This window comes from Lysobacter sp. M15, assembly GCF_022662515.1.
Lineage (GTDB): Bacteria > Pseudomonadota > Gammaproteobacteria > Xanthomonadales > Xanthomonadaceae > JAKPBU01.
Genome location: NZ_JAKPBV010000016.1, coordinates 31370 through 56176 on the forward strand (window position 1 = coordinate 31370; position 24807 = coordinate 56176).

The window sequence follows — 24807 nt, forward strand, 5'->3', positions numbered from 1 at the left end:
CCTGAAATGGATGTAGCCGTAGCCAGCACCCTGCTCAAAACCATCACGGAGGTCTCCGTCGCCGACGTGCTGGCGGCGCAGGCGCGGCTGCGGCATTACCTGGAACCCACGCCCGTCCATTACGCCGAGCGCTTCGGCTGCTGGCTGAAGCTCGAGAATCTGCAGCGCACCGGCTCGTACAAGGTGCGCGGTGCGCTCAATGCGCTGCTGGCCATGCGCGAGCGCGGCGACACGCGCACGGTGATCACCGCCTCGGCCGGCAATCATGCGCAAGGCCTGGCATGGGCGGCCTATCGGCTGGGTCTTCCGGCGATCACCGTGATGCCGCGCACCGCACCGAAGACCAAGGTCGCGGGCGTTGCGCACTGGGGCGCCACGGTGCGCCTGCACGGCGAGAGCTACGACGAGGCCAAGGCCTTCGCCGCCGAACTGGCCGCACAGCACGGGTACCGATTGCTGTCGGCTTTCGACGATGCCGACGTGATCGCGGGCCAGGGCACTGTGGGCCTGGAACTTGCGACGCTGGCGCCGGACGTGGTGCTGGTGCCGATCGGCGGCGGCGGGCTGGCCTCTGGCGTATGCCTGGCGCTCAAGGCCGCGCGCCTGTCCGCGGCGCAAGCGCAACGGCGGGTGCGCATCGTCGGCGCGCAGGTCGAAGGCGTGGATGCGATGGCGCGTGCACTGCGCGGCGACCGCGCACTGCGCGAGCCCGTCGCCACGCTGGCCGACGGGGTGCGCGTCAAGGAGCCCGGCCTGCTCACCTGCCGGGTGCTGGAAGCTCTGCTCGACGACCTGGTGATCGTGCGCGAGGCCGAACTGCGCGAAACCCTGGTGCGGCTGGCCCTGGAGGAACACGTGATCGCGGAAGGCGCCGGCGCACTGGCGCTCGCGGCTGGCCGGCGCATCGTGGGCAAGCGCAAGTGCGCGGTGGTCTCGGGCGGCAATGTCGATGCCGGCGTGCTGGCCCAGCTGCTATGCGATGTGCGGCCGCAGCCGCCGCGCAAGCCGCGGCGCCGGGTGCGCGAACATCGCGAACGACTTCCCGTGCCGGCAGCGAAGGCGATGTCGCCTCCTGCCGGCCCGACCCGCAACGCCCCCCGCCCGTGGCAGGACCACGAAGACGAAATCGCAGAGGAACTCCACGCATGACCCCTCCAGACGCAACGCCAGGCGACGTAAGCGCGCCCGCCCATATCCGCATCTTCGACACGACATTGCGCGATGGCGAGCAGTCGCCCGGCTTCACCATGAGCTCCGCGCAGAAAGTGCTGTTCGCCCGCGCCCTGGCCGAACTCGGCGTGGACGTGATCGAGGCCGGTTTTCCGAACAGCTCGCCCGCCGATTTCCAGGCCGTGCAGACCATCGCGCGGGAGGTGCGCGGCGCCTCGATCGCGGCCCTGGCGCGCTGCCACCCCGCTGACATCGAAGCCTGCGCACGCGCGCTCAAGGATGCCGCGGCCCCGCGCATCCACACCTTCATCTCCACCAGCCCGTTGCACCGCGAGCACAAGCTGGGCATGAGCAAGGCGCAGGTGATCGAACACACGATCATGGGAGTCTCACTGGCGCGCCAGCACGTGGACGACGTTGAATTTTCCGCCGAGGACGCGCTGCGCACCGAGCGCGAGTTCCTGGTCGAAGTACTGAACGCGGCGGTCGAAGCCGGCGCGCGCACGCTGAATGTGCCCGACACCGTGGGCTACACCACTCCGGCCGAGATCCGCGCCCTGTTCGAATACCTGCGCGCCAACGTCAGCGGCGGCGAGGGCGTCGTGTTCAGCGCGCACTGCCACAACGATCTGGGCCTGGCCGTCGCCAACTCGCTGGCCGCGATCGAGGGCGGCGCCCGCCAGGTCGAATGCACCATCAACGGCATCGGCGAGCGCGCCGGCAACGCCGCGCTGGAAGAACTGGTCATGGCGCTGAAGGTACGCGGCGGCTGGTACTCGGCCGATACCGGTATCGACACGCGCCGGCTGCTCGACACCTCACGGCTGCTGACCCGCATCACCGGCATGCAGGTACAGCGCAACAAGGCGATCGTGGGGCTGAACGCGTTCGCGCACGAATCGGGCATCCACCAGCACGGCATGCTCAAGAATCGCGGCACCTACGAGATCATGCGCCCGCAGGACGTGGGCTGGCCGGATTCGCAGCTGGTGCTGGGCCGGCACAGCGGCCGCGCTGCGGTCGCCAACCGCCTGCGCCAGCTGGGCTATGTGCTGCAGGACGAGGAGCTCGACCAGGTGATCGCCGGTGCGAAGACCCTCACCCAGACCCAGCACGTGATCAGCGATCGCGACCTGCAGATGCTGGTGGAAGGCGAACAGTTCGGACCGGGCTGGCGTGTCTCGGCGTTGAGCCTGACCGACTACGGCCAGCGCACGCGCGCGCACATCGACCTGTCCGATCCGGACGGCGGCCACGTGATCCAGAGCGCCGAAGGCGATGGTCCGGTGGCGGCGCTGTTCGCCGCGCTGGCGCAGGCCACCGGCGTCGACTTCGAACTCGAGAGTTACGAAGTGCACAGCATGGGCGTGGGCCGCGATGCCCGCGGCGAGGCCAACCTGAGCGCTCGCGTCGACGGTGAAACCCAGGCCGGCCAGGGCACCAGCCGTGACGTGCTCGAAGCCAGCGCGATCGCCTGGCTGGATGTCGCCAACCGCGTGCTCCGGCAACGCGCCGCGCAACCGCGCCGGGAGGTGGCCCATGGCTGATCCGGCCCCGCGCACGCTGTTCGACAAACTGTGGGACGCGCACCTGGTCGCGCCTGAAAGCGAGGCGACACCCGCGGTCCTGTACATCGACCTGCACCTGATCCACGAGGTCACCTCGCCGCAGGCCTTTGCCGAGCTGGATGCGCGCGGACTGTCCCCGCGTCGGCCGGAGCTGACCAAGGGCACGCTCGACCACTCCACGCCCACCCTGCCGGCGGACGCAGACGGTCACCCGCCCTACGCCAGCGCCGAGGCCGAGGCGCAGGTGGACACGCTGCGCCGCAACTGCGCGCGCCACGGGATCGAGCTGTTCGACTACGGCAGCGCGCATCGCGGCATCGTGCACGTGATCGGTCCGGAACTGGGCCTGACCCAGCCGGGCATGACCATCGTCTGCGGAGACAGCCATACCGCGACCCACGGCGCGTTCGGCGCGCTGGCCTTCGGCATCGGTACCAGCGAGGTCGGGCACGTGCTCGCAACCCAGTGCCTGCTGCAGCGCAAGCCGAAGACGCTGGCGATCAACGTGGAGGGCGCGCTCGCGCCGGGGGTCACGGCCAAGGACCTGATCCTGCACATCATCGGCACGATCGGCGTCAACGGCGGCACCGGCCACGTGATCGAATACCGCGGCTCGACCATCCGCGGCCTGTCCATGGACGAGCGCATGACCGTATGCAACATGTCGATCGAGGCCGGCGCGCGCGCAGGATTGATCGCGCCGGATGAGGTCACCTTCGACTATCTGGCGAAGACGCCGCGCGCCCCTGGTGTCGAGGCGGGCGACAGCGAAGCATTCCAGCAGGCAGTCGCCCACTGGCGCAGTTTCAGCACCGATGCCGGCGCCGTGTTCGACCGCGAGGTGCATATCGATGCCAGCCGGATCGCCCCGACCCTGACCTGGGGCACGCACCCCGGCCAGGTGGCCGCAGTCGACGCCACCCTGCCCGAGCCGGGCGATGTCGACGCGGCCAAGGCCCTGGCGTACATGGGCTTCGATGCCGGCAGCGCGCTGGCCGGTCGCCCGGTCGATGTGGTGTTCGTCGGCAGCTGTACCAATTCGCGCCTGTCCGACCTGCGTCAGGCCGCCGGTGTCCTGCGCGGGCGTCGTGTGCATCCACGGGTGCGCATGCTGGTGGTGCCCGGTTCGCAGCAGGTCAAGCTGGAGGCGGAAGCCGAAGGCATCGACGTGGTGGTGCGCGCGGCCGGCGCGGAATGGCGCGAACCCGGCTGCTCGATGTGCATCGCCATGAACGGCGACCTGGTCGCACCCGGCCAGCTGGCCGTGTCCACCAGCAACCGGAATTTCGAAGGCCGCCAGGGCAAGGGGTCGCGCACCCTGCTCGCCTCGCCGCTGACCGCGGCGGCCTGCGCGGTGGCGGGCGAAGTCGTGGACCCGCGCGCCTACCTGGGCGCAGCCCTGCAGGAGGTGGCGTAATGACCGGCTTCACCGAACTGGTCTCGCGCACCGTGGTGTTGCGCGACCCCAACATCGACACCGACCAGATCATTCCCGCGCGCTTTCTCACCACCACCCAGCGCAAGGGATTGGGTCGCTTCGCCTTCAACGACTGGCGCAGCCTGGCGGACGGTTCCCCCAACCCGGAGTTTCCGTTCAATCGGGCCGAGAACAGCGACGCCAGGATCCTGGTCGCCGGCCGCAACTTCGGCTGCGGGTCCTCGCGCGAGCACGCGCCGTGGGCGCTGGTCGATCTTGGCCTGCGCGCCGTGATCAGCAGCGAGATCGCCGACATCTTCCGCAGCAATGCGCTCAAGAACGGCCTGCTGCCGGTGGTCGTGCCGCAGGACGTGCTCGACGGCCTGCTCGAGCAGCCCGGCATCGTGCTGCGCATCGACGTGCGCACGCGCAGCCTGCATCTGCCCGACGGAAGTGCGCTGCAGTTCCCGCTCGATGCATTCGCCCAGACCTGCCTGCTGCAGGGCGTCGACCAGCTCGGTTACCTGCTCGACCAGGCTCCCGCCATCCAGACCTACGAGAACGCACATCATGAGAGCTGGCGCCATGCAAGCTGAAATCGCGGTACTGCCGGGCGACGGCATCGGCCCGGAGGTCACCGCCGCCGCAACCGAAGTTCTGCGTGTGGTCGCACGCCGCCACGGACACCGCTTCGGCCTGCGCGAGTATCCGATCGGCGGCGCCGCGATCGACGCCACCGGCACGCCGCTGCCGCCCGCGACGCTCGAGGCCTGCCAGAACGCGGACGCGGTATTGCTGGGGGCGGTCGGCGGACCGAAGTGGTCCGACCCGCGGGCCAAGGTACGCCCGGAACAGGGTCTGCTGGGACTACGCAAGGCGCTGGGCCTGTACGCCAATCTGCGCCCGGTGCGGCCGCATCCGGCCACCCTGGGCGCGGCGCCGATCAAGCCGCACCTGCTGTCCGGCGTCGATCTGCTGGTGGTGCGCGAGCTCACCGGCGGCATCTACTTCGGCGACAAGACCCGCGACGCTGACAGCGCCAGCGATCTGTGCCGCTACAGCGTGATGGAGGTGGAACGCGTCGTGCGCCGCGCCTGCGCCCTGGCGCGCACGCGCCGCAGGCACGTGACCTCGGTGGACAAGGCGAACGTGCTGGAAACCTCGCGCCTGTGGCGCGAGGTGGCGACGCGGATCGCGCGCGATGAATTCCCGGACATCGTCCTGGAGCACCAGCTGGTCGACTCGATGGCGATGCACCTGCTGTCGAAACCGCGCGCGTTCGATGTCATCGTCACCGAGAACATGTTCGGCGACATCCTGACCGACGAGGCGTCGATGCTGGCCGGCTCGATGGGGCTGCTGCCGTCGGCATCGCTCGGCGATGCGGCTCCCGCATCATCGCCCCAAGGCGCGACCACGCTCGGAACGGGCCTGTACGAACCCATCCATGGCTCGGCGCCCGATATCGCCGGCCGGGGCATCGCCAACCCGATCGGCGCGATCCTGAGCGCGGCACTGCTGCTGCGGCACTCGCTGGGGCTGGAAGACGAGGCGGCCTGCATCGAGCGCACGGTCGACGACGCGCTTGCCGCAGGCATCTTCACCGCCGATCTGGCCGCCGCGGGCAATGCGGTCGGCACGCACCAGGTCACCGAGTGGATCTGCGAACGGATCGAAGCGACGTGCTACGTGGCCGAACTGCGCGATTGAACCTGACGTGGGAGCGGCCTTGGCCGCGAATGCTCCAGGCCTCCAGCTGAAAGCGAAAGGCATTCGCGGCCAAGGGCGCTCCCACAGACCGATCGTCCCGCGCGTCAGGGCCTTCGTGCCGGAGGACGCCACGCCGTCCCCAGGCCGCGCTGGGACGTCGCTCCCGCCTACCGCAACGAATCGTTGATCTTCGCCAGCGCCGCTGCGCCTGGCGAAAGCGCTTCGACACCCAAAGAATTGAGCGGCGCCTCGACCGTATTGAGGTGACCGTGCAGATCGCCCGCATCCGGGTCCACGTAGAGCAGGCCGGTGATCACCTCGCCCTGGGCGTGCCGCTGCTGGATGATGTTCATGGCCGAGATCCGGTCGCGCGGATCGTAGCCGGCATCGAGCTTGCGCAGCCGCAGCCTGCTGCCGTCGTGCTGCTCGACCTCGATCATCCGGCCTTCGGCGTAGTCCACTTCGATCCGCGCGCGCGGCGGAATCACGTCCATGCGGTTGACCGCGTCGTTGTGCTCGCGCACGTAGTCGTAGCTCTTGGTGCTGCCGGCGTGGTTGTTGAAGGCCACGCAGGGGCTGATCACGTCGAGGAAAGCCGCGCCGCGGTGCGACAACGCACCCTTGATCAGCGGCACCAGCTGCGCCTTGTCGCCGGAAAATCCGCGGCCCACGTAGCTCGCGCCCAGCTGCAGGGCCATCGTCACCATGTCCAGCGGGCTGTCGGTATTGGCCACGCCCTTCTTCGACACCGAGCCCTGGTCGGCGGTGGCCGAGAACTGGCCCTTGGTCAGGCCGTAGACGCCGTTGTTCTCCACGATGTAGACCATGTTCACGCCGCGACGGATCGCGTGGACGAACTGACCGATCCCGATCGACGCCGAATCGCCATCGCCGGAAACGCCCAGGTAGATCAGCTCGCGGTTGGCGAGGTTGGCGCCGGTGAGCACCGACGGCATGCGCCCGTGCACGGTGTTGAAGCCATGCGACTGGCCCAGGAAGTAATCCGGCGTCTTGCTGCTGCAGCCGATTCCCGACAGCTTGGCGACCCGATGCGGCTGGATGTCCAGCTCCCAGCATGCCTGGATGATCGCGGCAGAGATCGAGTCGTGCCCGCAGCCCGCGCACAGGGTGCTGATCTTGCCTTCGTAATCGCGCCGGGTAAAGCCGATCGCGTTGCACGACAGGGTCGGATGATGGAGTTTTGGCTTGGCGAGGTAGGTCATGCCACTTTCTCCTGACCGTCGTTCTGCTTCGCAGCGGGCCGCAGCCGCGCGGCGATGGCGCCGGCGATGAAGCGCGCGGTGATCGGCGTGCCGTCGTAGTGCAGCACCGGCACCAGGCGGGCCGGATCGATCCCGAATTCGTTGACCAGCAGGCTGCGCATCTGGCCGTCGCGGTTCTGTTCGACCACGAAGACCGATTCGTGGGCATCGATGAAATCGCGCACCGAATCGGGAAACGGGAAGGCGCGCAGCCGCAGCGTGTCCAGCGGGATGCCGTCGGCCTGCAGCGCGACGATGGCCTCGGCCATCGCGGGGCTGGTGGATCCGAAGTAGATCGCACCGTGCCTGGTCGGCAGGTCCGACTGCAGCACCATCGGCTGCGGCACCAGCGCCTTGGCGGTTTCGAACTTCCGCAACAACCGTTCCATGTTGTAGACGTAGTCCGGCCCGCGTTCGGAGTACTGGGCCTGCGGATTGCGCGAGGTGCCACGAGTGAAATAGGCGCCCTTGTCAGGGTGGGTGCCCGGCCAGGTCCGCCAGGGAATGCCGTCGCCGTCCAGGTCCTTGTAGCGCGCGAACTCCTTGCCGGCCTCGAGGTCCTCGGCACTGAGCACCTTGCCGCGATCGTAACCCGCGGCGTCATCCCATTCGAACGGCGCGCACAGACGCTGGTTCATGCCGATGTCCAGGTCGGTCATCACGAACACCGGCGTCTGCAGCCGGTCGGCCAGGTCCAGCGCCGCAGCCGAGAACGCGAAGCATTCGTGCGGATCCTCCGGCAGCAACAGCACGTGCTTGGTATCGCCGTGCGAAGCGTAGGCGCACATGGTGATATCGGATTGCTGGGTGCGCGTAGGCATCCCCGTGGACGGACCGCCGCGCTGCACATCGATGATCGTCACCGGGATCTCGGCGAAGTACGCCAGCCCGATGAACTCGTTCATCAGCGAGATGCCCGGACCCGAGGTGGTGGTGAACGCACGCGCGCCGTTCCAGCCGGCGCCGACCACCATGCCGATCGAGGCGATCTCGTCCTCGGCCTGGATGATGGCGTGGCGCGCTCGTCCGGACTCCGGGTCGACCCGGAACTTCTGGCAATACTTGGTGAAGGCTTCGGCCAGCGAAGACGACGGCGTGATCGGATACCAGGCGCAGACCGTGGCGCCGCCATAGACGCAACCCAGCGCGGCCGCCGCATTGCCTTCGACGAAGATGCGATCGCCCACCGCGTCGGCCCCGGCCACGCGCAGGCCGATCGGATGCGGCAGGTTCGCCATCACCCAGTCGCGCCCCAGGTGCAGCGCTTCCAGATTGGGCTTGAGCAGTTTTTCCTTGCCTTTGTACTGCTCGCCGATCAGCTGCTCGATGGCGGGCACGTCCATGTCCAGCAGCGCGCTCAGGGCGCCGACGTACATGATGTTCTTGAACAGCTGGCGCTGGCGTGGATCGTCGTAGGTGGCGTTGCAGATCTCGGTCAACGGAACGCCGATCACGTTGACGTCGTCGCGGAACTTCGACTTCGGCAGCGGCTTGGTGGAATCGTAGAAGAGGTAGCCGCCGGGCGAGAGTTCGGCCACGTCGGCGTCCCAGGTCTGCGGGTTCATCGCGACCATCAGGTCCACGCCGCCGCGGCGCCCGAGCCAGCCGCCCTCGGTCACCCGCACCTCGTACCAGGTCGGCAGGCCCTGGATGTTGGAGGGAAAGATGTTGCGCGGGCTGACCGGCACGCCCATGCGCAGGATCGCCTTGGCGAACAGCTCGTTCGCCGAGGCCGAGCCAGAACCGTTGACGTTGGCGAACTTCACCACGAAGTCGTTGATCGCCTGCAGGGGCGCGGGCATCGGCGTCATCGCGGTGCCTCCGGGTCGGTCAGCCGCCATCAGGCCGCCTCCCTAGCCTTCGCGCCGCGGCATCCGGGTCCGGCATACGTCTCCAGCAGCAGGAATTTCTGCATGTCCCACGCCCCGGTCGGACAGCGCTCGGCGCACAGGCCGCAATGCAGGCACACGTCCTCGTCCTTGACCATCACCCGGTGGGTCTTGAGCGGTTTGGACACGTACAGGTCCTGCTCGAGGTTCAGCGCAGGTGCGGTCAGGCGCTTGCGCAGGTCGGCCTCGTCGCCGTTGGCGGTGAAGGTGATGCAATCGGTCGGGCAGATGTCGACGCACGCATCGCATTCGATACACTTGTCACGGGTGAAGACCGTCTGCACGTCGCAGTTGAGGCAGCGCTGGGTTTCCTTGAATGCGGTCAGCGCGTCGAATCCAAGCTCCACTTCGACCTGGATGCTGTCGAGCTTCTTCGCCGCCTCCGACCAGGGCACCAGGTAGCGCTCGTCGGGCGACACCGCGTTGTCGTAGCTCCATTCGTGGATACCCATCTTCTGCGAGAGCAGGTGCACGTCCGGAGCGGGGCGCAGCCGGGTGTCTTCCCCGGCGAGCAGCTTGTCGATCGAGATCGCCGCCGCATGGCCGTGCGCGACTGCCCAGATGATGTTCTTCGGCCCGAACGCCGCATCACCGCCGAACAGCACGTGCGGCAGCGAGGACTGGTGGGTGACCTTGTCGACCACCGGCATGTCCCATTCCTCATCGAAGGCGATCCCCAGGTCGCGCTCGATCCACGGGAACGCGTTCTCCTGGCCCACCGCGATCAGCACCTCGTCGCAATCGAAATGCTCGTCGGGCTCACCGGTCGGCACCAGCTGGCGCCGACCCTTCTCGTCGTACATCGCACGCACCTTCTCGAAGGTCATGCCGGTCAGCTGGCCGTCCTGGTTCACGAAGGTCTTGGGTACGCGGAAGTCGAGGATCGGGATGCCCTCGTGCATCGCATCCTCCTTCTCCCACGGGCTGGCCTTCATCTCGTCGAAGCCCGAGCGCACGATCACCTTCACGTCCTCGCCGCCCAGCCGGCGCGCGCTGCGGCAGCAGTCCATCGCGGTGTTGCCGCCGCCGAGCACCAGCACCCGCTTGCCGACCTTCTCCACATGGCCGAAGTACACATTCGCCAGCCAGTCGAGTCCGACATGGATGTGGGCGGCGGCTTCCTTGCGACCGGGCAGGTCGAGGTCGCGGCCACGTGGCGCGCCGCTGCCCACGAACACGGCATCGAAGCCCTGCCCCAGCAGTTCGCGCATCGAGTCGATGCGATGGTTGCCCACGAATTGGACGCCAAGGTCGAGGATGTAGCCGGTTTCCTCGTCGATCACGCTTTCCGGCAGGCGGAAGCGCGGTACCTGGGTGCGCATGAAGCCGCCCGCCTTCGGGTCGGCCTCGAACACGGTGACCTGGTAGCCCAGCGGCGCCAGGTCGCGCGCGACCGTCAGCGACGACGGCCCGGCGCCAACGCAGGCGATGCGCTTGCCGTTAGAGGTCACCGCCGGCCTGGGCATCCGGGCCGACACGTCGCCCTTGAAGTCCGCGGCAACGCGCTTGAGCCGGCAGATCGCGACCGGCTCGGGCTTGGCACCGTTGTTCTCTTCCACCCGTCCACGCCGGCACGCCGGCTCGCACGGGCGGTCGCAGGTACGCCCGAGGATCCCGGGAAACACATTGCTGTGCCAGTTGACCATGTACGCATCGGCGTAGCGGCCCTCGGCGATCAGGCGGATGTATTCGGGGACCGGCGTGTGCGCCGGGCAGGCCCACTGGCAATCGACCACCTTGTGGAAGGTATCCGGGTCGCGAATATCGGTCGGCTTCAACGCTGCACTCCGTGCGGGAGCTTTCGCTGCTGGCTGGGCCGGACGCGCCGGCCATCGCTTGCGGGGCCGAGTCTAGACCCGAAACAGGCATGCCGTCACGAAGGGTGGCTCAGCCCTTCATGAATCCGGATGCCTTATGGATCCGGTCGCCCTGCGGGCGTGCGCAGGATGATTGCTGCTGGTTGTTTACGAACGCAGAGCCAAAGAAGTCGAAGGCGCTGAATGACAGCCTTCGATTCAAGTTGCCGGTACAGGCCCACTGCTTTGTTGCGGCTCGTCCCGCTTCACCTTGAACCACGCCGCGTACAGCGCTGGCAGGAACAGCAGGGTCAGCGCGGTGGCCACGGTCAGCCCGCCCATGATCGCCACCGCCATCGGCCCGAAGAATACCGACCTGGACAACGGGATCATCGCCAGGATCGCGGCCAGCGCGGTCAGCACGATCGGGCGGAAGCGGCGCACGGTGGCATCCACGATCGACTGCCAGCGCGAATGCCCGGCGGCGATGTCCTGTTCGATCTGGTCGACCAGGATCACCGAGTTGCGCATGATCATGCCGAACATCGCGATCGTGCCGAGCATCGCAACGAACCCGAACGGCACCCGGAACACCAGCAGGAACAAGGTGACGCCGATCAGGCCCAGCGGTGCGGTCAGCATCACCAGCAGCACCCGCGAGAAGCTGCGCAGCTGCAGCATCAGTAGTGTGGCGACGACCGCGATGAACAGCGGCACGCCGGCGGCGACCGAACGCGAACCACGCCCGGAATCCTCCACTGTGCCGCCGGTTTCGAGCAGGTAACCACTGGGCAGCTGCGCGCGGATATCGTCGAGCGTTGGTTCGATTTCGGCGGTCACGGTCGGGGGCGTGGTGACCGCGCCATCGATGTCGGCGCGCACGGTCACGGTCGGCAACCGGTTGCGATGCCAGACGATGCCGTCCTCGAAGCCGTACTCCAGCCGTGCGAGCTGCGACAGCGGCACGGTCTGGCCGTTGGAGGTCGGCACCGCCAGCGAGCCGAGCAGCGACAGCCGCTCGCGCTCCTCGCCCGGCCCACGCAGCAGGATCTCGATCAGCTCGTTGCCCTCACGGTACTGGCTGACCGAGGTACCGGCGAGCGAGCCCTGCAGGAACTGCGCGAGCTGCCCCGAGCTGACCCCCAGTGCGCGCGCCCGGTCCTGGTCCAGGGTCAGGCGCACGATCTTGCTCGGCTCGGACCAGTCCAGCCCCACGTTGCTCACGTGCGGATGCGCGCGCACCTTTTCCATCACCATCCGCGCATAGCGCTGCACTTCCGGGATGTGCTCGCCCGAGACGCGGAACTGGATCGGGTAGCCCACCGGCGGGCCGTTCTCCAGCCGGGTCACGCGCAGCTGCAGCGCCGGGAAGCGCCTGGCAGCGTCGTCGATCAGCCACTGGCGCAGCGACTCGCGCGATTCGATGTCATGGGTCAGCAGCACGAACTGGGCGAAATTCGGCGCTGGCAGCTGCTGGTCCAGCGGCAGGTAGAAGCGTGGCGAGCCGGTGCCGACGTAGGCCACGTAATTCTCGACTTCCTTGCGCGTGCGCAGCATGGCTTCCAGCCGTTTCGCCTGCGCGGCGGTCGCCTCGAGCGACGAGCCTTCCGCCAGTTCCAGATCGACCATGAGCTCCAGCCGGGTCGAATCCGGGAAGAACTGCTGCGACACGAAGCGGAACATCAGCACCGAAACGAGGAACGTCGCGACGGTAACGGCGATGACCGTCTTGCGATGGCCCACGCACCAGTCGACCACGCGGCGGAAACGCTGGTAGAACCGGGTCTGGTAGGGATCGTGCGCGTGATCGTGGCTGTGGTCCTTCGGCGCCGCCCAGTCCTGCAGGCGATGCGGCAGCTTCGCGGCGAACCAGGCGCGCAGGCGCCGCGCCCGGCCCGCGATCGACTGCGGAGGCGGCGCGGGCCGCGCGTGGCCGAAGTCCGGCAGCAGCTTGTCGCCCAGATAGGGAATGAACACCACCGCCGCGATCCACGACAGCAGCAGCGCGATCGTCACCACCTGGAAGATCGAGCGCGTGTATTCGCCGGTCGACGAGGCGGCGGTCGCGATCGGCAGGAAGCCGGCGGCGGTCACCAGCGTGCCGGTGAGCATCGGGAACGCGGTCAGATTCCACGCGGCCGCCGCGGCCTTCACCCGGTCGTAGCCCTGCTCCATCTTCACCTGCATCATCTCGACCGCGATGATCGCGTCGTCGACCAGCAGACCGAGCGCCAGCACCAGCGAGCCCAGCGAGATCTTGTGCAGGCCGATGCCGAAGTAGTGCATCGCCGCGAAGGTCATCGCCAGCACCAGCGGGATCGACAGGGCGACCACCAGCCCGGTGCGGAAACCCAGTGAGAAGAAGCTGACCAGCAGCACGATCGCCACCGCTTCGGCGAGCACGCGCACGAATTCGTCGACCGAGCGCTCCACCGCCAGCGGCTGGTCGCTGACGTTGCGCAGCTGCATGCCCGCCGGCAGCGTCTGCTGCAGGCGCGCGAACTCGCCGCGCAGGGTGTCGCCCAGGCGCAGGATGTCGCCACCGTCCTTCATCGACACCGCAATGCCGATCGCGTCCTCGCCCATGAACCGCATCCGCGGCGCCGGCGGATCGGAGAAGCCACGGCGCACCGTGGCGACGTCGGCGATGCGGAAGGTGCGGTCGCCGACGCGGATCGGGAAGTCGCGGATCTCCGCCACCGTCTCGAAACGTCCGGTGACCCGCAGCTGCACGCGGTCGCTGGTGGTCTCGAAGAAGCTCGCCGGCGCGATCACGTTCTGCTGGTCCAGCGCCTGCTGCACGGCGGTCAGCGGCACGCCGAGCGTGGCGAGCTTGGTGTTGGACAGCTCGACGAAGATCTTCTCTTCCTGCAGTCCGATCAACTCGACCTTGCCGACATCGGGTGCGCGCTGCAGCTCCAGCTCGATGCGTTCGGCATAGTCCTTGAGCACGGCGTAATCGAAACCTTCGCCGGTGATCGCATAGATGTTGCCGAAGGTGTCGCCGAACTCGTCGTTGAAGAACGGGCCGACCACGCCCTGCGGCAGGGTGCCGCGGATGTCGCCGACCTTCTTGCGGATCTGGTACCAGAGTTCGGGCAGTTGCTTCGACGTCAGCGAGTCCTTGGCGATGAAGAACACCTGCGACTCGCCCGGGCGCGAATAGGCGCGCACGAACTCGTACTGACCGGTCTCCATCACTTTCTTCTCGATCCGGTCGCCGACCTGGCGGGCGACTTCCTCGGCGGTGGCGCCGGGCCACAGGGTGCGGATCACCATGACCTTGAAGGTGAACGGTGGATCCTCGGACTGGCCGAGCCGTTGGTACGACCATGTGCCGATCAGGGCGAAGGCGACAATCGCGTACAGCACCAGGCTGCGGGTGCGCAGCGCCCATTCGGAGAGATTGAAGCGCACGGTCTTCAGTCCTTGGCAGCGATGCGCGGCGCCGGCGGCAGCACCGGCCTGTTCTGGCGATCGACCGGCTCGACGCGTTGGCCTTCGCGCAGCAGGTGGCCGCCGGCCACGACCACCCAGGCATCGGCGTCGAGGCCATTGAGCACGGGCACGCGATCCTCGGCATACGGGCCCAGTTTCACCGCGCGCGAGGTGAGCTTGCGGGTTGCCGGGTCGACCACCCACAGCGCGGTTGCGCCGTTCGCGCCGCGCTGGATCGCCGAGAGCGGCACGCTGGGCGCCGCCCGGTGGCCGTCCTGTTGCACATACACGCGTGCGCTCTGGCCAAGCTCGACCGCACGTGCCGACTCGGGCGGCAGGGCGACCCGCGCGGCATAGGTACGTGCCTGCGGGTCGGCGGCGGGTGCGATTTCGCGGATCGTGCCCGGCAGGCGCTGCCCCGGCGCGCTCCACAGTTCGACCAGGACCGGTTGACCGACCCGGAAGTCGCGGATCCGCGCCTCGGACAGGGCGATGGCGACTTCCCGGCCGGTGTCGCCCGAGAAGGTGAAGATGGTCTGGCCTGCGCCGACGACCTGTCCGGCCTCGGCCTGGCGCGACGCGATTACGCCGTCGTGCGGCGCGCGCAGCTGCGCGTAGCCGGCCTGGTTGCGGGCAACATCCAGGTTGGCGCGTGCGGCGTTGGCCTGTCCGGCTGCTGCCTTGTAGGCGGTGTTGGCCTGGTCGTAGGCCGAGCGGCTGATCAACTGGTCGGCGAGCAAGGCCTGGTAGCGCGCGCGGTCCGCGGCGGTGCGCTGTAGCTCGGCCTCGGCCGCCGCTGCCTGGGCCTGCGCGGCCTGCGCCTGCAGGCGCAGGTCGTCCGGATCGAGCTCGGCCAGGATCTGGCCGCGCCTGACCACATCGCCCACATCGACCAGGCGCCGCACCAGGTTGCCGCCGACGCGAAAGGACAGCGCGCTCTCCTCGCGTGCCCGCACCTCGCCCGCGTAGGCGATGGTGGCCGCATCGGTCCCGCCTTGCGGGCGCGCGACCAGCACCGGCCGGGGGCCCGGATCGGCCGCATCATCATTGCCGCATCCTGCCAGCACACCGAGCAGCAGCGTCGCGGCGGCTAGCGTTCCCATTCGAATGTGCGTGCGCATGCTGCCAGCTCATTAATAAACTGACGGGTATACTATAAATATCAAACCGATTGGTCTAGTATTTGTCGCATGACCCTGCCTGCCGCCATCGCCAAGACCGCCAAGGGCAAGCCCGGCGCCCCCGGCCGCCCCAAGGATCTGAGCAAGGGCGCGGCGATCCTGGAGGCTGCGAAGCGACTGTTCCTGGAACAGGGCTATGAGGGGGTGAGCATGGATCAGATCGCGGCCGATGCCGGGGTATCCAAGCTCACGGTCTACAGCCACTTCGGCGACAAGGAGGCGTTGTTCGGCGAAGCCGTCAAGGCCTACTGCGAACAGCAGCTGCCGAGCGCGCTGTTCACCGACTGCGCCGGGCTGCCGGTGCGCGACTGCCTGCTCGAGATCGGCCATGCCTTCGTGGCCATGGTGATGTCGCCCGGGGCCGTAGCCGGTCACCGGATCATGTGCACTCCGCAGATGGCCGCTTCCCCCGTGCCGCAGATGTTCTGGGACGCGGGGCCTAGACGCGTGCAGAAGAATTTCGCCGAATTGCTGGCCCACAAGGTCGAAGCCGGAGAGCTGGCGATCGACGACGTGGCCCGGGCGGCTTCGCAGTTCTTCGTCCTGCTCAAGGGCGATCTGCATGCGCAGCAGGTATTCGGCTGCGGCGCCGCCGCGGGCGATGCGCGGACGCTGCAGCGCCATGTCGCCGAAACGGTCGACATGTTCCTGCGCGCCTATGCGGTGCGTTGAGCAGCGGCGCCCCGGGCGGTGACTTCCGGCAGGCTGACTTTTGGCACTCAGTGCTGGTGTGCTAGTACAGCCATGCTGTCGCCGCGGATCGTGCCCGTACCCGGCGAAGACCGCACCCGTTCGAACGCAAGGGCCGGCCGCTAGAATTGCCCCCCTTGCGATCCCTGAAGAGCCCCGAATGAACGCCGCCCTGGACTTCGCCAAAGCCCGCGAACTGATGGTCGAACAGCAAGTGCGTCCCTGGGACGTGCTGGACGTACGCGTGCTCGACGTGCTGGCCGCGCTCCCGCGCGAAGCCTTCGTGCCACCGGCCTACCGCGACCTGGCGTACTCCGACATGGAATTGCCGCTGGCCCACGGCGAACGCAGCCACAAGCCGGTATTCGAAGGTCGCGCGCTGCAGGCCCTGGCGCTGGAACCGGGCGATTCGGTGCTCGAGATCGGCACCGGCTGCGGCTACCTGACCGCCTGCCTGGCGCGGCTGTCGCGCGAGGTGACCAGCCTGGAACGCCATGCCGACCTCGCCGACGCGGCGCGCGCCGCACTCGATGCGCAGCGCATCGCCAATGTCCGGGTCGAAACCGCCGATGCATTCGCCTGGGACAGCGAGCGCCGCTTCGACGCGATCTGTGTCGGCGGCGCCGTCGACAGCATCCCGGGCCGCTTCGTGCAATGGCTCAAGCCCGACGGCCGGATGTTCGTCGTGCGCGGACGCCGCCCGGCGATGGAAGCGGTGCTGCTGCGCAACCAGGTCAACGCTCCGCGCATCGATTCGTTGTTCGAAACCGATCTGCCCTACCTGGCCGGCGCCGCGCCGGCGCCCGAATTCAAGCTCTAAGGACTCCCCATGATCCGTCGCCCGCTCGTGTTCGCCCTCGCCCTGGCCATGCTGCCTGCCAGCGCCTTCGCCGAAGACCTGCTGCAGACCTACGAGCTGGCGCGCACCGGCGACCCGCAGCTTTCCGCCGCGGAATCCGATCGCCTGGCCACCAAGGAAGGCGCGGTGCAGGCGCGCGCGGCGATGCTGCCGCAGATCAACGGCAGCGCGACGCTGAGCCGTTCGTTTCCGGTCGATCAGTCGGTCTCCGTCGACCACGACAACAATCCGGTTACTCCGGACCAGGTCATCGACATCGAGGGCTCGACCTCGCGCACCTTCGGCGTGAACGCCGACCAGATGGTGTTCGACTTCGGGCGCATCAACACCCTGCGCAGCGAGCGCGCGGTCAGCCGCTCGGCCGACTTCCAGCTCGAATCCGCCGGCGACGACCTGGTGACCCGCACCTCGCAGGCCTATTTCAACGTGCTCGTGGCCATCGAAACCCTGGCGGCGGCCGAGGCGCAGGAGACCGCGCTGAAGAAGCAGTTCGACTTCGCCGACAAGCGCCTGGAAGTGGGCCTGGCGCCGATCACCGACGTGCACGAGGCGCGCGCCCAGTACGACGCCGCGCGGGCGAGCACGATCGTCACCCGCAATGCACTCGAGGACGCGTACCAGGCGCTGACCGAGATCACCGGCCAGCCGATCGCCAACCTCAAGGCGCTGCCCCAGGACTTCCAGCCCAGCCTGCCCAGCAGCCAGGGCGTGGACGAGTGGATCGCCGCGGCGATCGAGAACAATCCCGATCTCAAGGCGCAGGAGTACCTGCTGCAATCGTCCGAGGCCAACATCCAGACCGCGCGCGCCGGCCACCTGCCGACGCTCTACCTCGGTGCCGACTACTCCGACTCCAAGACCATCAGCGGCAACGAGTTCAGCACCGATGGTTCGGACGGCACCCGCGGCGGCACCCTGGGCCTGACCCTGAGCGTGCCGATCTTCTCCGGTGGGGCCACCTCGTCGCGCGTCCGCCAGGCGATCGCCCAGCGCGACGTCACCCAGGACCAGCTCGAGCAGACCCGGCGCGCGCTGGTGCGCAATACGCGAAATTCCTACCAGACCCTGGTCGCCGGCATCAGCGAAGTCGAGGCGCGCCGCTCCGCGGTGACCTCGGCCCGCGCCGCCTACGAGGCCTCGCAGGTGGGACTGGAAGTGGGCACGCGCACCGTGCTCGACGTGCTGGTCAACCAGCAGACCCTGTTCAACGCCGAGCGCGAATACGCGCTGGCGCGCTACAACTTCCTGCAGAACCGGCTGTTGCTGGAACAGGCTGCCGGTTCGCTGGATGTCGAGGACGTGCAGGACGTCAACCGGTTGCTGACCGTGGATGCAAGCACGCGCGATCTCAACGGCGCAGCCACCACGCAGTAGTAACCGGGACGGAGCCCATCAAGCGCGCTTGATTGGCTCCGTCCCTTCCCCCGGCAGGTCCTGCGCGATCGCCGCCAACGTGCGCTGCAGCGCGCCGCGACCCTGTTCCACCAGCGCCCTGCCCGCGGCTGTCATCGCTACGCGCGCTGAATCGTCTTCCAGCAGGGCTTCGATGCACGCGGCCACTGCTTTGCCATCCTCGCCGACGCACAGCGCGTTGACGGCAGTCATCTGCCGCGCGATCTCGCTGAAATTATGGAGGTGCGGTCCGGTGACCACGGCGCAGCCGGCAGCGGCAGGCTCGAGCAGGTTGTGCCCGCCGATCGGCTGCAGGCTGCCACCGACGAAGGCCACCTGTGCGCAGTGGTAAAAGACGCTCAGCTCGCCGAGCGTGTCGATCACGAACACATCGTCATCCGCACCGGGCGTATGGGTGAGGGTGCGCGTGGCGACCTGCCAGCCCGAGTCGATCGCCTGCTGGATGACCGGGCGGAAGCGTTCGGGATGGCGCGGGGCCCACAGCAGCAACAGGTCAGGCCAGTGCCGGCGCAGCCGGCGATGGATCGCCATCACCGAAGCCTCTTCCTCGGCATGGGTGCTGGCCGCGATCCACACCTTGCGGCCGCCGATGCGGCGGCAGATCTCGCGCGCGGTGTCGCCGACATTCGCGGCGTCCAGGATGTCGTACTTGAGGTTGCCGGTGACTAGCGGAGGCAGCGCGCCCAGGCGCTGGAAACGTTCGGCATCGCCCTGCGACTGAGCCAAGACCGCGCGCAGCGTGCGCAGTGCGCGACCCAGCAGTGCACGCAGGAAGCGGTAGCCGCGCAGCGAGCGTTCGGAAAGGCGGCCATTGACGATGTAGGCCGGAATGCCCTGGTCGCGCAGGCCGAACAACAGGTTCGGCCACAGTTCGGTTTCCATGATCAGCGCGATCCGCGGCCGGTAGTGCGCCAGGAAACGCTGCACCATGCCCGGCAGGTCGTAGGGCAGGTAGACGTGCTCGACCCGATCGCCCCAGAGCGCGCGCACCCGCGCCGATCCGGTGGGGGTGATGGTAGTGACCAGCAGCCGGCGTCGCGTCCGGCTGTTTGGAAGGACGCTGTCGAGCAGCGCGTTGACCAGCGGCGCAGCGGCGTTGACTTCGCCCACCGACACCGCGTGCACCCAGACCGTCTCCGGATGTGGCGCATCGCGATAGGCCGCGTAGCGTTCGTTCCAGCGCTGGAAATAATCCGTCTGGCGGAAGCCACGCCAGATCAGGTGATACACCGTCACCGGCACCAGCACGTACAGCGCGGCCGAATACAGGCCGCGCAGCGTCCGCTCGGTCAGCGTGGCCTGCATACGGACAAGGATAGCGGAGCGTCCTGCACAGGGTTGCGGCGCCGGTCCGGACATGGCCGACGCATCAGGCTCGATCGGGGCGCGACTGCGCTGCACGGGCGCAGACCGCCCGGCGGCTAGAATTCCGCAATGCCGCCTGAGCCGTCATCCACCCGTCCGCCCGTATCCCCGCGCGACTGGCCCACCTGGATCGGAATTGGCGCCATGGCGCTGCTCGCACGCGTGCCCTGGCCACTGCAGCGCGCGATGGGGCGCGCCCTGGGCGATGCGTTGCGGCTCGTTCTGGCGCAGCGGCGGCGCATCGCCGCGCGCAATCTCGAGCTGTGCTTTCCCGAAGAGGATGCAACTGAACGCGCCCGGTTGCTGCGCGCGCACTTCGCAGCGTTGGGCATCGGTGTGTTCGAGTTCGCGCGCGCGTGGTGGGGCTCGGTAGGCCCGCTGCGACGCGGGATCGAAGTCGAAGGCCTGGAGCATATCCAGGCCGCACGCGAAGGCGGGCGCGGCGTCATCGTGGTCTCCGGCCACTTCACCACCCTGGAGGTCTGCGGCCGGCTGATGTGCGACTACGTGCCGCTGGCCGGGATGTACCGTCCGCATGCGCAACCGGCCATGGAATGGGCGGTGCGCCGTGGCCGGGCGCGCTACGCAGCCGTCATGTTCCCCAAGCAGGACGTGCGCGGCGCGGTCCGGCATCTCAAGCGTGGCGGCCTGCTGTGGTACGCGCCGGACCAGGATCCGAGCCGCGGCGACGCGGTCTTCGTCCCGTTCTTCGGCCAGCCCGCGCACAGCCTGACATCGACCCATGCCCTGGCGCGGATGTCCGGCGCGGCGGTGCTGCTGTTCCAGCATGCGCGTCGTGCGGACGGAAGCTATGCGCTCAGGCTGTCGCCGATGCTTGCGGATTTCCCCTCCACCGATGCCACTGCCGACACCGCGCGGGTCATGGCGGGTATCGAAACCATGGCGCGGGCCGCACCCGAGCAGTACCTGTGGATCCACCGGCGCTTCAAGCGGACGCCGGACGGGCAGTCGCCATACGGGCGCAGCTAGGCCCTATCCAGGTTCTCGAATCCGCCTTTCGAGCCTAGAGCTTTCGCCTGAAGGCGACCTACTTTCTTTGCTGGTGCACTGCGCCGAAGGCGCGAACGGCGAAGCCGGCCCGAAGGGCGAGCACCGCAGGTGCGAGTAAAGAAAGTAGGCAAAGAAAGCACCTTCCTCGACAGATCGCTCAAGGCGTATGGGTGGCGAAGCAATTTTCGGACTCGGCATCCCTGCCTCGATCCGAAAACGGCGGCCATCCATGGCCGCCGCCCCTCCGGGGTTTCCGGGCGCTGGTGGCTTCTGCAGGTCTGCGAAAGTCAAAGGCGTGGGTAAGCCGAATTGCCAGATGATCTGCTGCCGACAGGTCGACCTCCGTCTTTGACCTTCTCGACACTGCACATGCAATCCGCATCCGGACACCCGGAGGGCGGCCGGCATGGATGCCGGCCGTTTTCGGACCGAGCCATGGATGGCGAGTCCGAAAATGGCGACGGCACCGCATCTCCCCTGAGCGGGGTTGATTTCACGAGCAGGTGCTTTCTTTGGTTACTTTCTTTGCACCAGCAAAGAAAGTAACTCGCCGCTAGGCGAAAGCTCTGCTACTAAGAGTGAAACTATCGCTCTCGCGCCAGCAGGCTGCCCGCATACAACGCAGCCAGCATCAGAGTCAGCCCGCCCCAGAACGTGGAATAGAACGCCAGATGGGTGTTGAACGGAAACACCGTCACCACCAGTGCCAGCATCGCCGGTCGCGCCCGTTCGCGGGCCGCGGCGCTCGCATAGCGCCAGGCGCGCCAGGCCATGGCGGCGCCGGCCAGCCACAGCAACAGCCCGATCGCTCCGGTCTCGCTCAGGATCTCCAGCAGAATCTGGTGGGCATGCAGCGCTGGGCCCGAGCCCCAGGCCGGCAGCTTGCCGGATTCTGGATCGCAAGCTGTGAACTGCTCGCGAAAGCCGCGCGCACCCACGCCGTTGAGCGGATGCTGGCGCGCCATGCAGGCCGCCGCGCCCCAGATGCGTGTGCGACCCGACAGCGCCACGTCGACGCCTTCCTGATCGGCGGTCACGGCCTGGGTGGTGCGTTCGATGCGGTCGCGGACCTGCGGCGAGAACACCACCAATGCCGCCATCACGACCGCGCCGAAAGCGAACACCCCCAGCAGTTTCTTCCATCCCAGCAGGCGCCAGCCGGACAGCAGCAGAACCAGACCGTAGGTGATCCAGGACGCGCGCGACCCGGCCATCAGTACGACCAAGCCCACCGCCGCTGACGCGACGATCCAGCCGATGGCGCCGAAGCGGCGCGCCGCCGCGTACAGCGCGAACGGCGCCAGGCTGGCAAGCACCAGGCCGAGCTTGAGGTTGCACGGCCCGAGCACGCCGCTGAGGCGGTCCTGGGCCAGGTTCTGCACCGGACACATGCCATGCCCGCTGATCGCGTGCTTGATGCGGTCGATGCCGGAGAACAGCGGGCTGGCGCCGAAGCCCGCCTGCAGCAGCGCATCGATCGTCCATATGCCCACGATCACGCCCAGGCCCACGAATGTGATCCGGCGCGCCCGGTCGCCTGCAACCGCGGCAGCCACCAGCCACAGGAACGGCAGGTAGCGCAGGTCCACCAGCGATTCCTTGAGCGCGCGCGCTTGATCCGCTGCATCCACCGCCGAGAACAGTTCCGGCAGCCAGTAGGCGAAGAACAGCACACTGGTCAAGGCCCACGCCGGTCCGCTGAGCAGCTGCATTCCGCCACGAAAACGCGCGAGCAGCAGCTTCACGATTGCCGCCAGCGCACCGAGCACCATCACGCCTTCGGCATAGCCGGGGGCAGGCCACAACGCAACGAAGGCGAGTACCCACCACGGCGCCCAGCGCCAGCCGTGCGCTTGCGCGTGCGTGGGATCAGGATTGGCTGTGAGCGTCGACAAGTTCGCGATACACCGCAAGCGTGGCCTGCTGCATCGCCTGCAGCGTGTAAGGCATGGTAGCCGGAGGCGCCGGCGGTTGCGCGAGCAGATGCCGCGCGCGGTCCGCCAGCGCTGTGGCGTCGAACGCAGCGAGGGCCCCCTGCGGCTGCAGCTCGCGCAACAGCTCGCCCACCCCGCCATGGTCCCAGCCCAGTACCGGTCGGCCCACCGACAGCGCTTCGATCACCGTGCGCCCGAAGGCTTCGGGTTTGCGCGAGAGCTGCAGCACCAGGTCGCTGGCGGCATAGGCCTGGGCGATCTCCGCGGTCGGCGCAGTGATCGCAACCATACCGGAAACACCCCTCCTCAACGCCTCCCTTTCGAGTTCGGCCACGTACGCTGCGCGGTCCGGATCGCGCGCGCCGGGCATCCACAGGCGGGCATCGAGTCCGCCTTCTCGCAGCGCCTGCAGCAGCGCCAGCGCATCGGCATGACCCTTGAGCCGGGTGCCGCGTCCGGCCAGCAACAGCAGCGGACCGTCACCGCCAAGCTGGGGAATCTGCGCCGCCAGCTGCTCGCGTGCGCCAGGATCCCGCGGCGCCGCGCGCGGAAACGCTGCAGGATCGATTCCGCGCGCGATTACCCGCAAGCGGCGCGGATCGGTCGCCGGATAATGGCGCCTGACGTAGTCGCGGACCGTGTTCGAAACGCAGATCACGCGCTCGCCGCGGGTCATGATGGCGCTGTAGCGCGAGGGCGAATTGAGCCCGTGCACCGTGGTGACGAAGTGCGGGCGATGCCCGGACGGCATGCCCTGCAGCGCGCGCCAGCCGATCCAGGCCGGCAGGCGCGAGCGCGCGTGGACGATATCGGCGGCCGAGTCGCGCAGGAGCCGACGCAGCATGGGGACGCGGCGCAAGGTCAGCAGCGATTTGCGTCCGATATCGAGTTCCACGTGTTCCGCGCCAAGCTCATGCAGCTGCGGCACGAGCCGGCCACCGGCCGACACGACCACGGCGCGATGCCCGGCGCCCACCAGCGCCGCGGCGATTTCGAGGGCGGAACGCTCGACCCCGCCGGTCTCCAGCGCGGGCAGCAGCTGCACGACGGTCAGCGGACGCGTCATGCCGCGGGCCGGGCTTCAATCGACCAGGACGAAGTGCGCGCCGCAGTAGGGGCAGTCGGACTGGCCGCCCTCGTTCTCGATCGCCAGGTACACCCGCGGATGCGAATTCCACAGCGCCATCGACGGCAGCGGGCAGCTCAGCGGCAGATCGCTGCGATGCACCTCGTACTGCTTCTGCGCATTGGCCTGGGTCGGGGTCTGGCTGGCGGTCATGGGCGGCGCCTGGATCGGATGCGCGCAGTTTAGCGCGCGCCGTAAACCTCACGGCAGTGCTGCCGGACCAGATCGCGCCGAGCGGCGCTGCTACAAGGGCAGGTCGAACAGCAGGATGTCGGCGTCGGGTCCGGCCACGCCCTGCAGCGTGACCCCCGCCGCTTCGTTCACGAAGCCCAGCGCATCGCCCGCCTGCAGCCGCCGGCCGTCGACGTCGACCTCACCCTGCGCGACGTGTAGCCAGTAGCGCCGTTCGGGATCGATCACCGCGGCGACCCGGTCGCCGGCACCCAGCTGCACGCCGCGCAGCCAGACCTGCTGCCGGATCGCGATGCTGCCATCGCCGCCGTCGGGCGAGGCCAGGGTCACCCAGCGTCCGCGCCTGTCCCTGGCATCGAATGCGCGTTGGTCGTAGTCCGGCGCAGCGTTGACCCGGTCGGGCTGGATCCAGATCTGCAGAAAATGAACCGGCTCGGATTGCGAGGCGTTGAACTCGCTGTGCTCGATGCCGTGGCCCGCACTCATCCATTGCAGCTCGCCCGGGTGAAGCACCCCCTTGCCGCCGTGGCTGTCCTCGTGCGCGAGCGCACCGGACAGCACATAGCTGAGGATCTCCATATTGGCGTGGCTGTGCGGCGGAAAACCCGCGCCCGGCGCGACCCGGTCCTCGTTGATGACGCGCAGCGGACCGAAACCCATCCATTGCGGGTCGTGATAGTGGCCGAACGAGAATGTGTGCCGACTGTCGAGCCAGCCGGCGCTCACCTGTCCGCGCTGCGCAGATCTGCGTTCGATGATCATGGACTTCATCTTGGGAGCGGCCCT

19 protein-coding genes are annotated in these 24807 nt (G+C 68.2%); 9 read left to right on the forward strand and 10 right to left on the reverse strand.

Translation table 11 applies throughout. From position 1 onward, the window contains the following. The first annotated feature begins 6 nt into the window (after positions 1-6). From MC380_RS16935 to leuB, 5 genes are read left to right on the forward strand one after another with little or no spacing between them, the layout of a single operon-like run. Positions 7-1149 (forward strand): threonine dehydratase, encoded by a 1143-nt coding sequence (locus MC380_RS16935; RefSeq protein ID WP_242101446.1) that lies wholly within the window; start codon positions 7-9, stop codon positions 1147-1149. Beyond that, positions 1146-2717: a 2-isopropylmalate synthase gene (locus tag MC380_RS16940; protein ID WP_242166161.1), complete on the forward strand. Its 1572-nt coding sequence runs from the start codon at positions 1146-1148 to the stop codon at positions 2715-2717. The genes MC380_RS16935 and MC380_RS16940 overlap by 4 nt, the downstream gene beginning before the upstream one ends. Continuing rightward, entirely contained in the window at positions 2710-4155 is a 1446-nt protein-coding gene (gene leuC, locus MC380_RS16945; RefSeq protein ID WP_242101448.1) for a 3-isopropylmalate dehydratase large subunit, read from the forward strand. Before MC380_RS16940 ends, leuC begins: the two co-directional genes overlap by 8 nt. Next, on the forward strand, positions 4155-4751 hold the full coding sequence (leuD, locus tag MC380_RS16950) for a 3-isopropylmalate dehydratase small subunit (RefSeq protein WP_242101449.1): 597 nt from the start codon (positions 4155-4157) through the stop codon (positions 4749-4751). The genes leuC and leuD overlap by 1 nt, the downstream gene beginning before the upstream one ends. Beyond that, positions 4741-5865 (forward strand): 3-isopropylmalate dehydrogenase, encoded by a 1125-nt coding sequence (leuB, locus tag MC380_RS16955; protein WP_242101450.1) that lies wholly within the window; start codon positions 4741-4743, stop codon positions 5863-5865. Before leuD ends, leuB begins: the two co-directional genes overlap by 11 nt. A gap of 167 nt (positions 5866-6032) precedes the next feature. Here leuB and MC380_RS16960 read toward each other — a convergent pair whose 3' ends face one another. The 5 genes from MC380_RS16960 to MC380_RS16980 form a co-directional block, all read right to left on the reverse strand. Further along, positions 6033-7088 (reverse strand): 2-oxoacid:ferredoxin oxidoreductase subunit beta, encoded by a 1056-nt coding sequence (locus MC380_RS16960; protein WP_242101451.1) that lies wholly within the window; start codon positions 7086-7088, stop codon positions 6033-6035. Then, the gene (locus MC380_RS16965) at positions 7085-8938 is read right to left on the reverse strand and encodes a 2-oxoacid:acceptor oxidoreductase subunit alpha (RefSeq protein WP_242166162.1); all 1854 of its coding nucleotides are present in this window, start codon (positions 8936-8938) and stop codon (positions 7085-7087) included. The genes MC380_RS16960 and MC380_RS16965 overlap by 4 nt, the downstream gene beginning before the upstream one ends. A 29-nt stretch (positions 8939-8967) precedes the next feature. Next, positions 8968-10794, reverse strand: coding sequence for an FAD-dependent oxidoreductase (locus MC380_RS16970; RefSeq protein ID WP_242101453.1), 1827 nt, complete (start codon positions 10792-10794; stop codon positions 8968-8970). Positions 10795-11031: 237 nt separating this feature from the next. Continuing rightward, entirely contained in the window at positions 11032-14229 is a 3198-nt protein-coding gene (locus MC380_RS16975) for an efflux RND transporter permease subunit (RefSeq protein WP_242101454.1), read from the reverse strand. A gap of 5 nt (positions 14230-14234) precedes the next feature. Continuing rightward, positions 14235-15371 carry an efflux RND transporter periplasmic adaptor subunit gene (locus MC380_RS16980; RefSeq protein ID WP_242166164.1) on the reverse strand — a complete coding sequence of 379 codons (1137 nt, stop codon included), beginning with the start codon at positions 15369-15371 and terminating at the stop codon, positions 14235-14237. A gap of 69 nt (positions 15372-15440) precedes the next feature. On the opposite strand from MC380_RS16980, the gene MC380_RS16985 reads away from it, so the two are divergent. The 3 genes from MC380_RS16985 (at position 15441) to MC380_RS16995 (ending at position 18354) form a co-directional block, all read left to right on the forward strand. After that, a complete protein-coding gene (locus tag MC380_RS16985) occupies positions 15441-16103 on the forward strand; it encodes a TetR/AcrR family transcriptional regulator (RefSeq protein ID WP_242101456.1) in 663 nt (220 codons plus the stop codon). A 178-nt stretch (positions 16104-16281) separates the two neighbouring features. Beyond that, a complete protein-coding gene (locus tag MC380_RS16990) occupies positions 16282-16941 on the forward strand; it encodes a protein-L-isoaspartate O-methyltransferase (RefSeq protein ID WP_242101457.1) in 660 nt (219 codons plus the stop codon). A 9-nt stretch (positions 16942-16950) separates the two neighbouring features. Continuing rightward, a complete protein-coding gene (locus tag MC380_RS16995; RefSeq protein WP_242101458.1) occupies positions 16951-18354 on the forward strand; it encodes a TolC family outer membrane protein in 1404 nt (467 codons plus the stop codon). Between the two features lie 18 nt (positions 18355-18372). On the opposite strand, the gene waaA is transcribed toward MC380_RS16995, so the two are convergent. After that, complete coding sequence (gene waaA, locus MC380_RS17000; RefSeq protein WP_242166166.1) at positions 18373-19698, reverse strand: lipid IV(A) 3-deoxy-D-manno-octulosonic acid transferase; 1326 nt, start codon at positions 19696-19698, stop codon at positions 18373-18375. Positions 19699-19827: 129 nt separating this feature from the next. Between waaA and lpxL the strand changes: the two genes are divergently transcribed. Further along, positions 19828-20748 (forward strand): LpxL/LpxP family Kdo(2)-lipid IV(A) lauroyl/palmitoleoyl acyltransferase, encoded by a 921-nt coding sequence (lpxL, locus tag MC380_RS17005; protein ID WP_242166174.1) that lies wholly within the window; start codon positions 19828-19830, stop codon positions 20746-20748. Positions 20749-21353: 605 nt separating this feature from the next. Here the strand turns inward: lpxL and MC380_RS17010 are convergent. The 4 genes from MC380_RS17010 to MC380_RS17025 form a co-directional block, all read right to left on the reverse strand. Continuing rightward, entirely contained in the window at positions 21354-22664 is a 1311-nt protein-coding gene (locus tag MC380_RS17010; RefSeq protein WP_242166177.1) for an O-antigen ligase, read from the reverse strand. Next, complete coding sequence (locus MC380_RS17015; protein WP_242166178.1) at positions 22639-23769, reverse strand: glycosyltransferase; 1131 nt, start codon at positions 23767-23769, stop codon at positions 22639-22641. Before MC380_RS17015 ends, MC380_RS17010 begins: the two co-directional genes overlap by 26 nt. Positions 23770-23784: 15 nt before the next feature. Then, positions 23785-23982 (reverse strand): zinc-finger domain-containing protein, encoded by a 198-nt coding sequence (locus MC380_RS17020; RefSeq protein ID WP_242101463.1) that lies wholly within the window; start codon positions 23980-23982, stop codon positions 23785-23787. 90 nt (positions 23983-24072) lie between these two features. Further along, positions 24073-24783 carry a pirin family protein gene (locus tag MC380_RS17025; protein ID WP_242166180.1) on the reverse strand — a complete coding sequence of 237 codons (711 nt, stop codon included), beginning with the start codon at positions 24781-24783 and terminating at the stop codon, positions 24073-24075. Positions 24784-24807: the final 24 nt, after the last annotated feature.

Coding starts and splice junctions, on each gene's coding strand:
- MC380_RS16935 (WP_242101446.1), top strand. CDS start 7: ATGGATGTAGCCGTAGCCAGCACCCTGCTCAAAACCATCACGGAGGTC.
- MC380_RS16940 (WP_242166161.1), top strand. CDS start 1,146: ATGACCCCTCCAGACGCAACGCCAGGCGACGTAAGCGCGCCCGCCCAT.
- leuC (WP_242101448.1), top strand. CDS start 2,710: ATGGCTGATCCGGCCCCGCGCACGCTGTTCGACAAACTGTGGGACGCG.
- leuD (WP_242101449.1), top strand. CDS start 4,155: ATGACCGGCTTCACCGAACTGGTCTCGCGCACCGTGGTGTTGCGCGAC.
- leuB (WP_242101450.1), top strand. CDS start 4,741: ATGCAAGCTGAAATCGCGGTACTGCCGGGCGACGGCATCGGCCCGGAG.
- MC380_RS16960 (WP_242101451.1), bottom strand. CDS start 7,088: ATGACCTACCTCGCCAAGCCAAAACTCCATCATCCGACCCTGTCGTGC.
- MC380_RS16965 (WP_242166162.1), bottom strand. CDS start 8,938: ATGACGCCGATGCCCGCGCCCCTGCAGGCGATCAACGACTTCGTGGTG.
- MC380_RS16980 (WP_242166164.1), bottom strand. CDS start 15,371: ATGCGCACGCACATTCGAATGGGAACGCTAGCCGCCGCGACGCTGCTG.
- MC380_RS16985 (WP_242101456.1), top strand. CDS start 15,441: ATGACCCTGCCTGCCGCCATCGCCAAGACCGCCAAGGGCAAGCCCGGC.
- MC380_RS16990 (WP_242101457.1), top strand. CDS start 16,282: ATGAACGCCGCCCTGGACTTCGCCAAAGCCCGCGAACTGATGGTCGAA.
- MC380_RS16995 (WP_242101458.1), top strand. CDS start 16,951: ATGATCCGTCGCCCGCTCGTGTTCGCCCTCGCCCTGGCCATGCTGCCT.
- waaA (WP_242166166.1), bottom strand. CDS start 19,698: ATGCAGGCCACGCTGACCGAGCGGACGCTGCGCGGCCTGTATTCGGCC.
- lpxL (WP_242166174.1), top strand. CDS start 19,828: ATGCCGCCTGAGCCGTCATCCACCCGTCCGCCCGTATCCCCGCGCGAC.
- MC380_RS17015 (WP_242166178.1), bottom strand. CDS start 23,769: ATGACGCGTCCGCTGACCGTCGTGCAGCTGCTGCCCGCGCTGGAGACC.
- MC380_RS17020 (WP_242101463.1), bottom strand. CDS start 23,982: ATGACCGCCAGCCAGACCCCGACCCAGGCCAATGCGCAGAAGCAGTAC.
- MC380_RS17025 (WP_242166180.1), bottom strand. CDS start 24,783: ATGATCATCGAACGCAGATCTGCGCAGCGCGGACAGGTGAGCGCCGGC.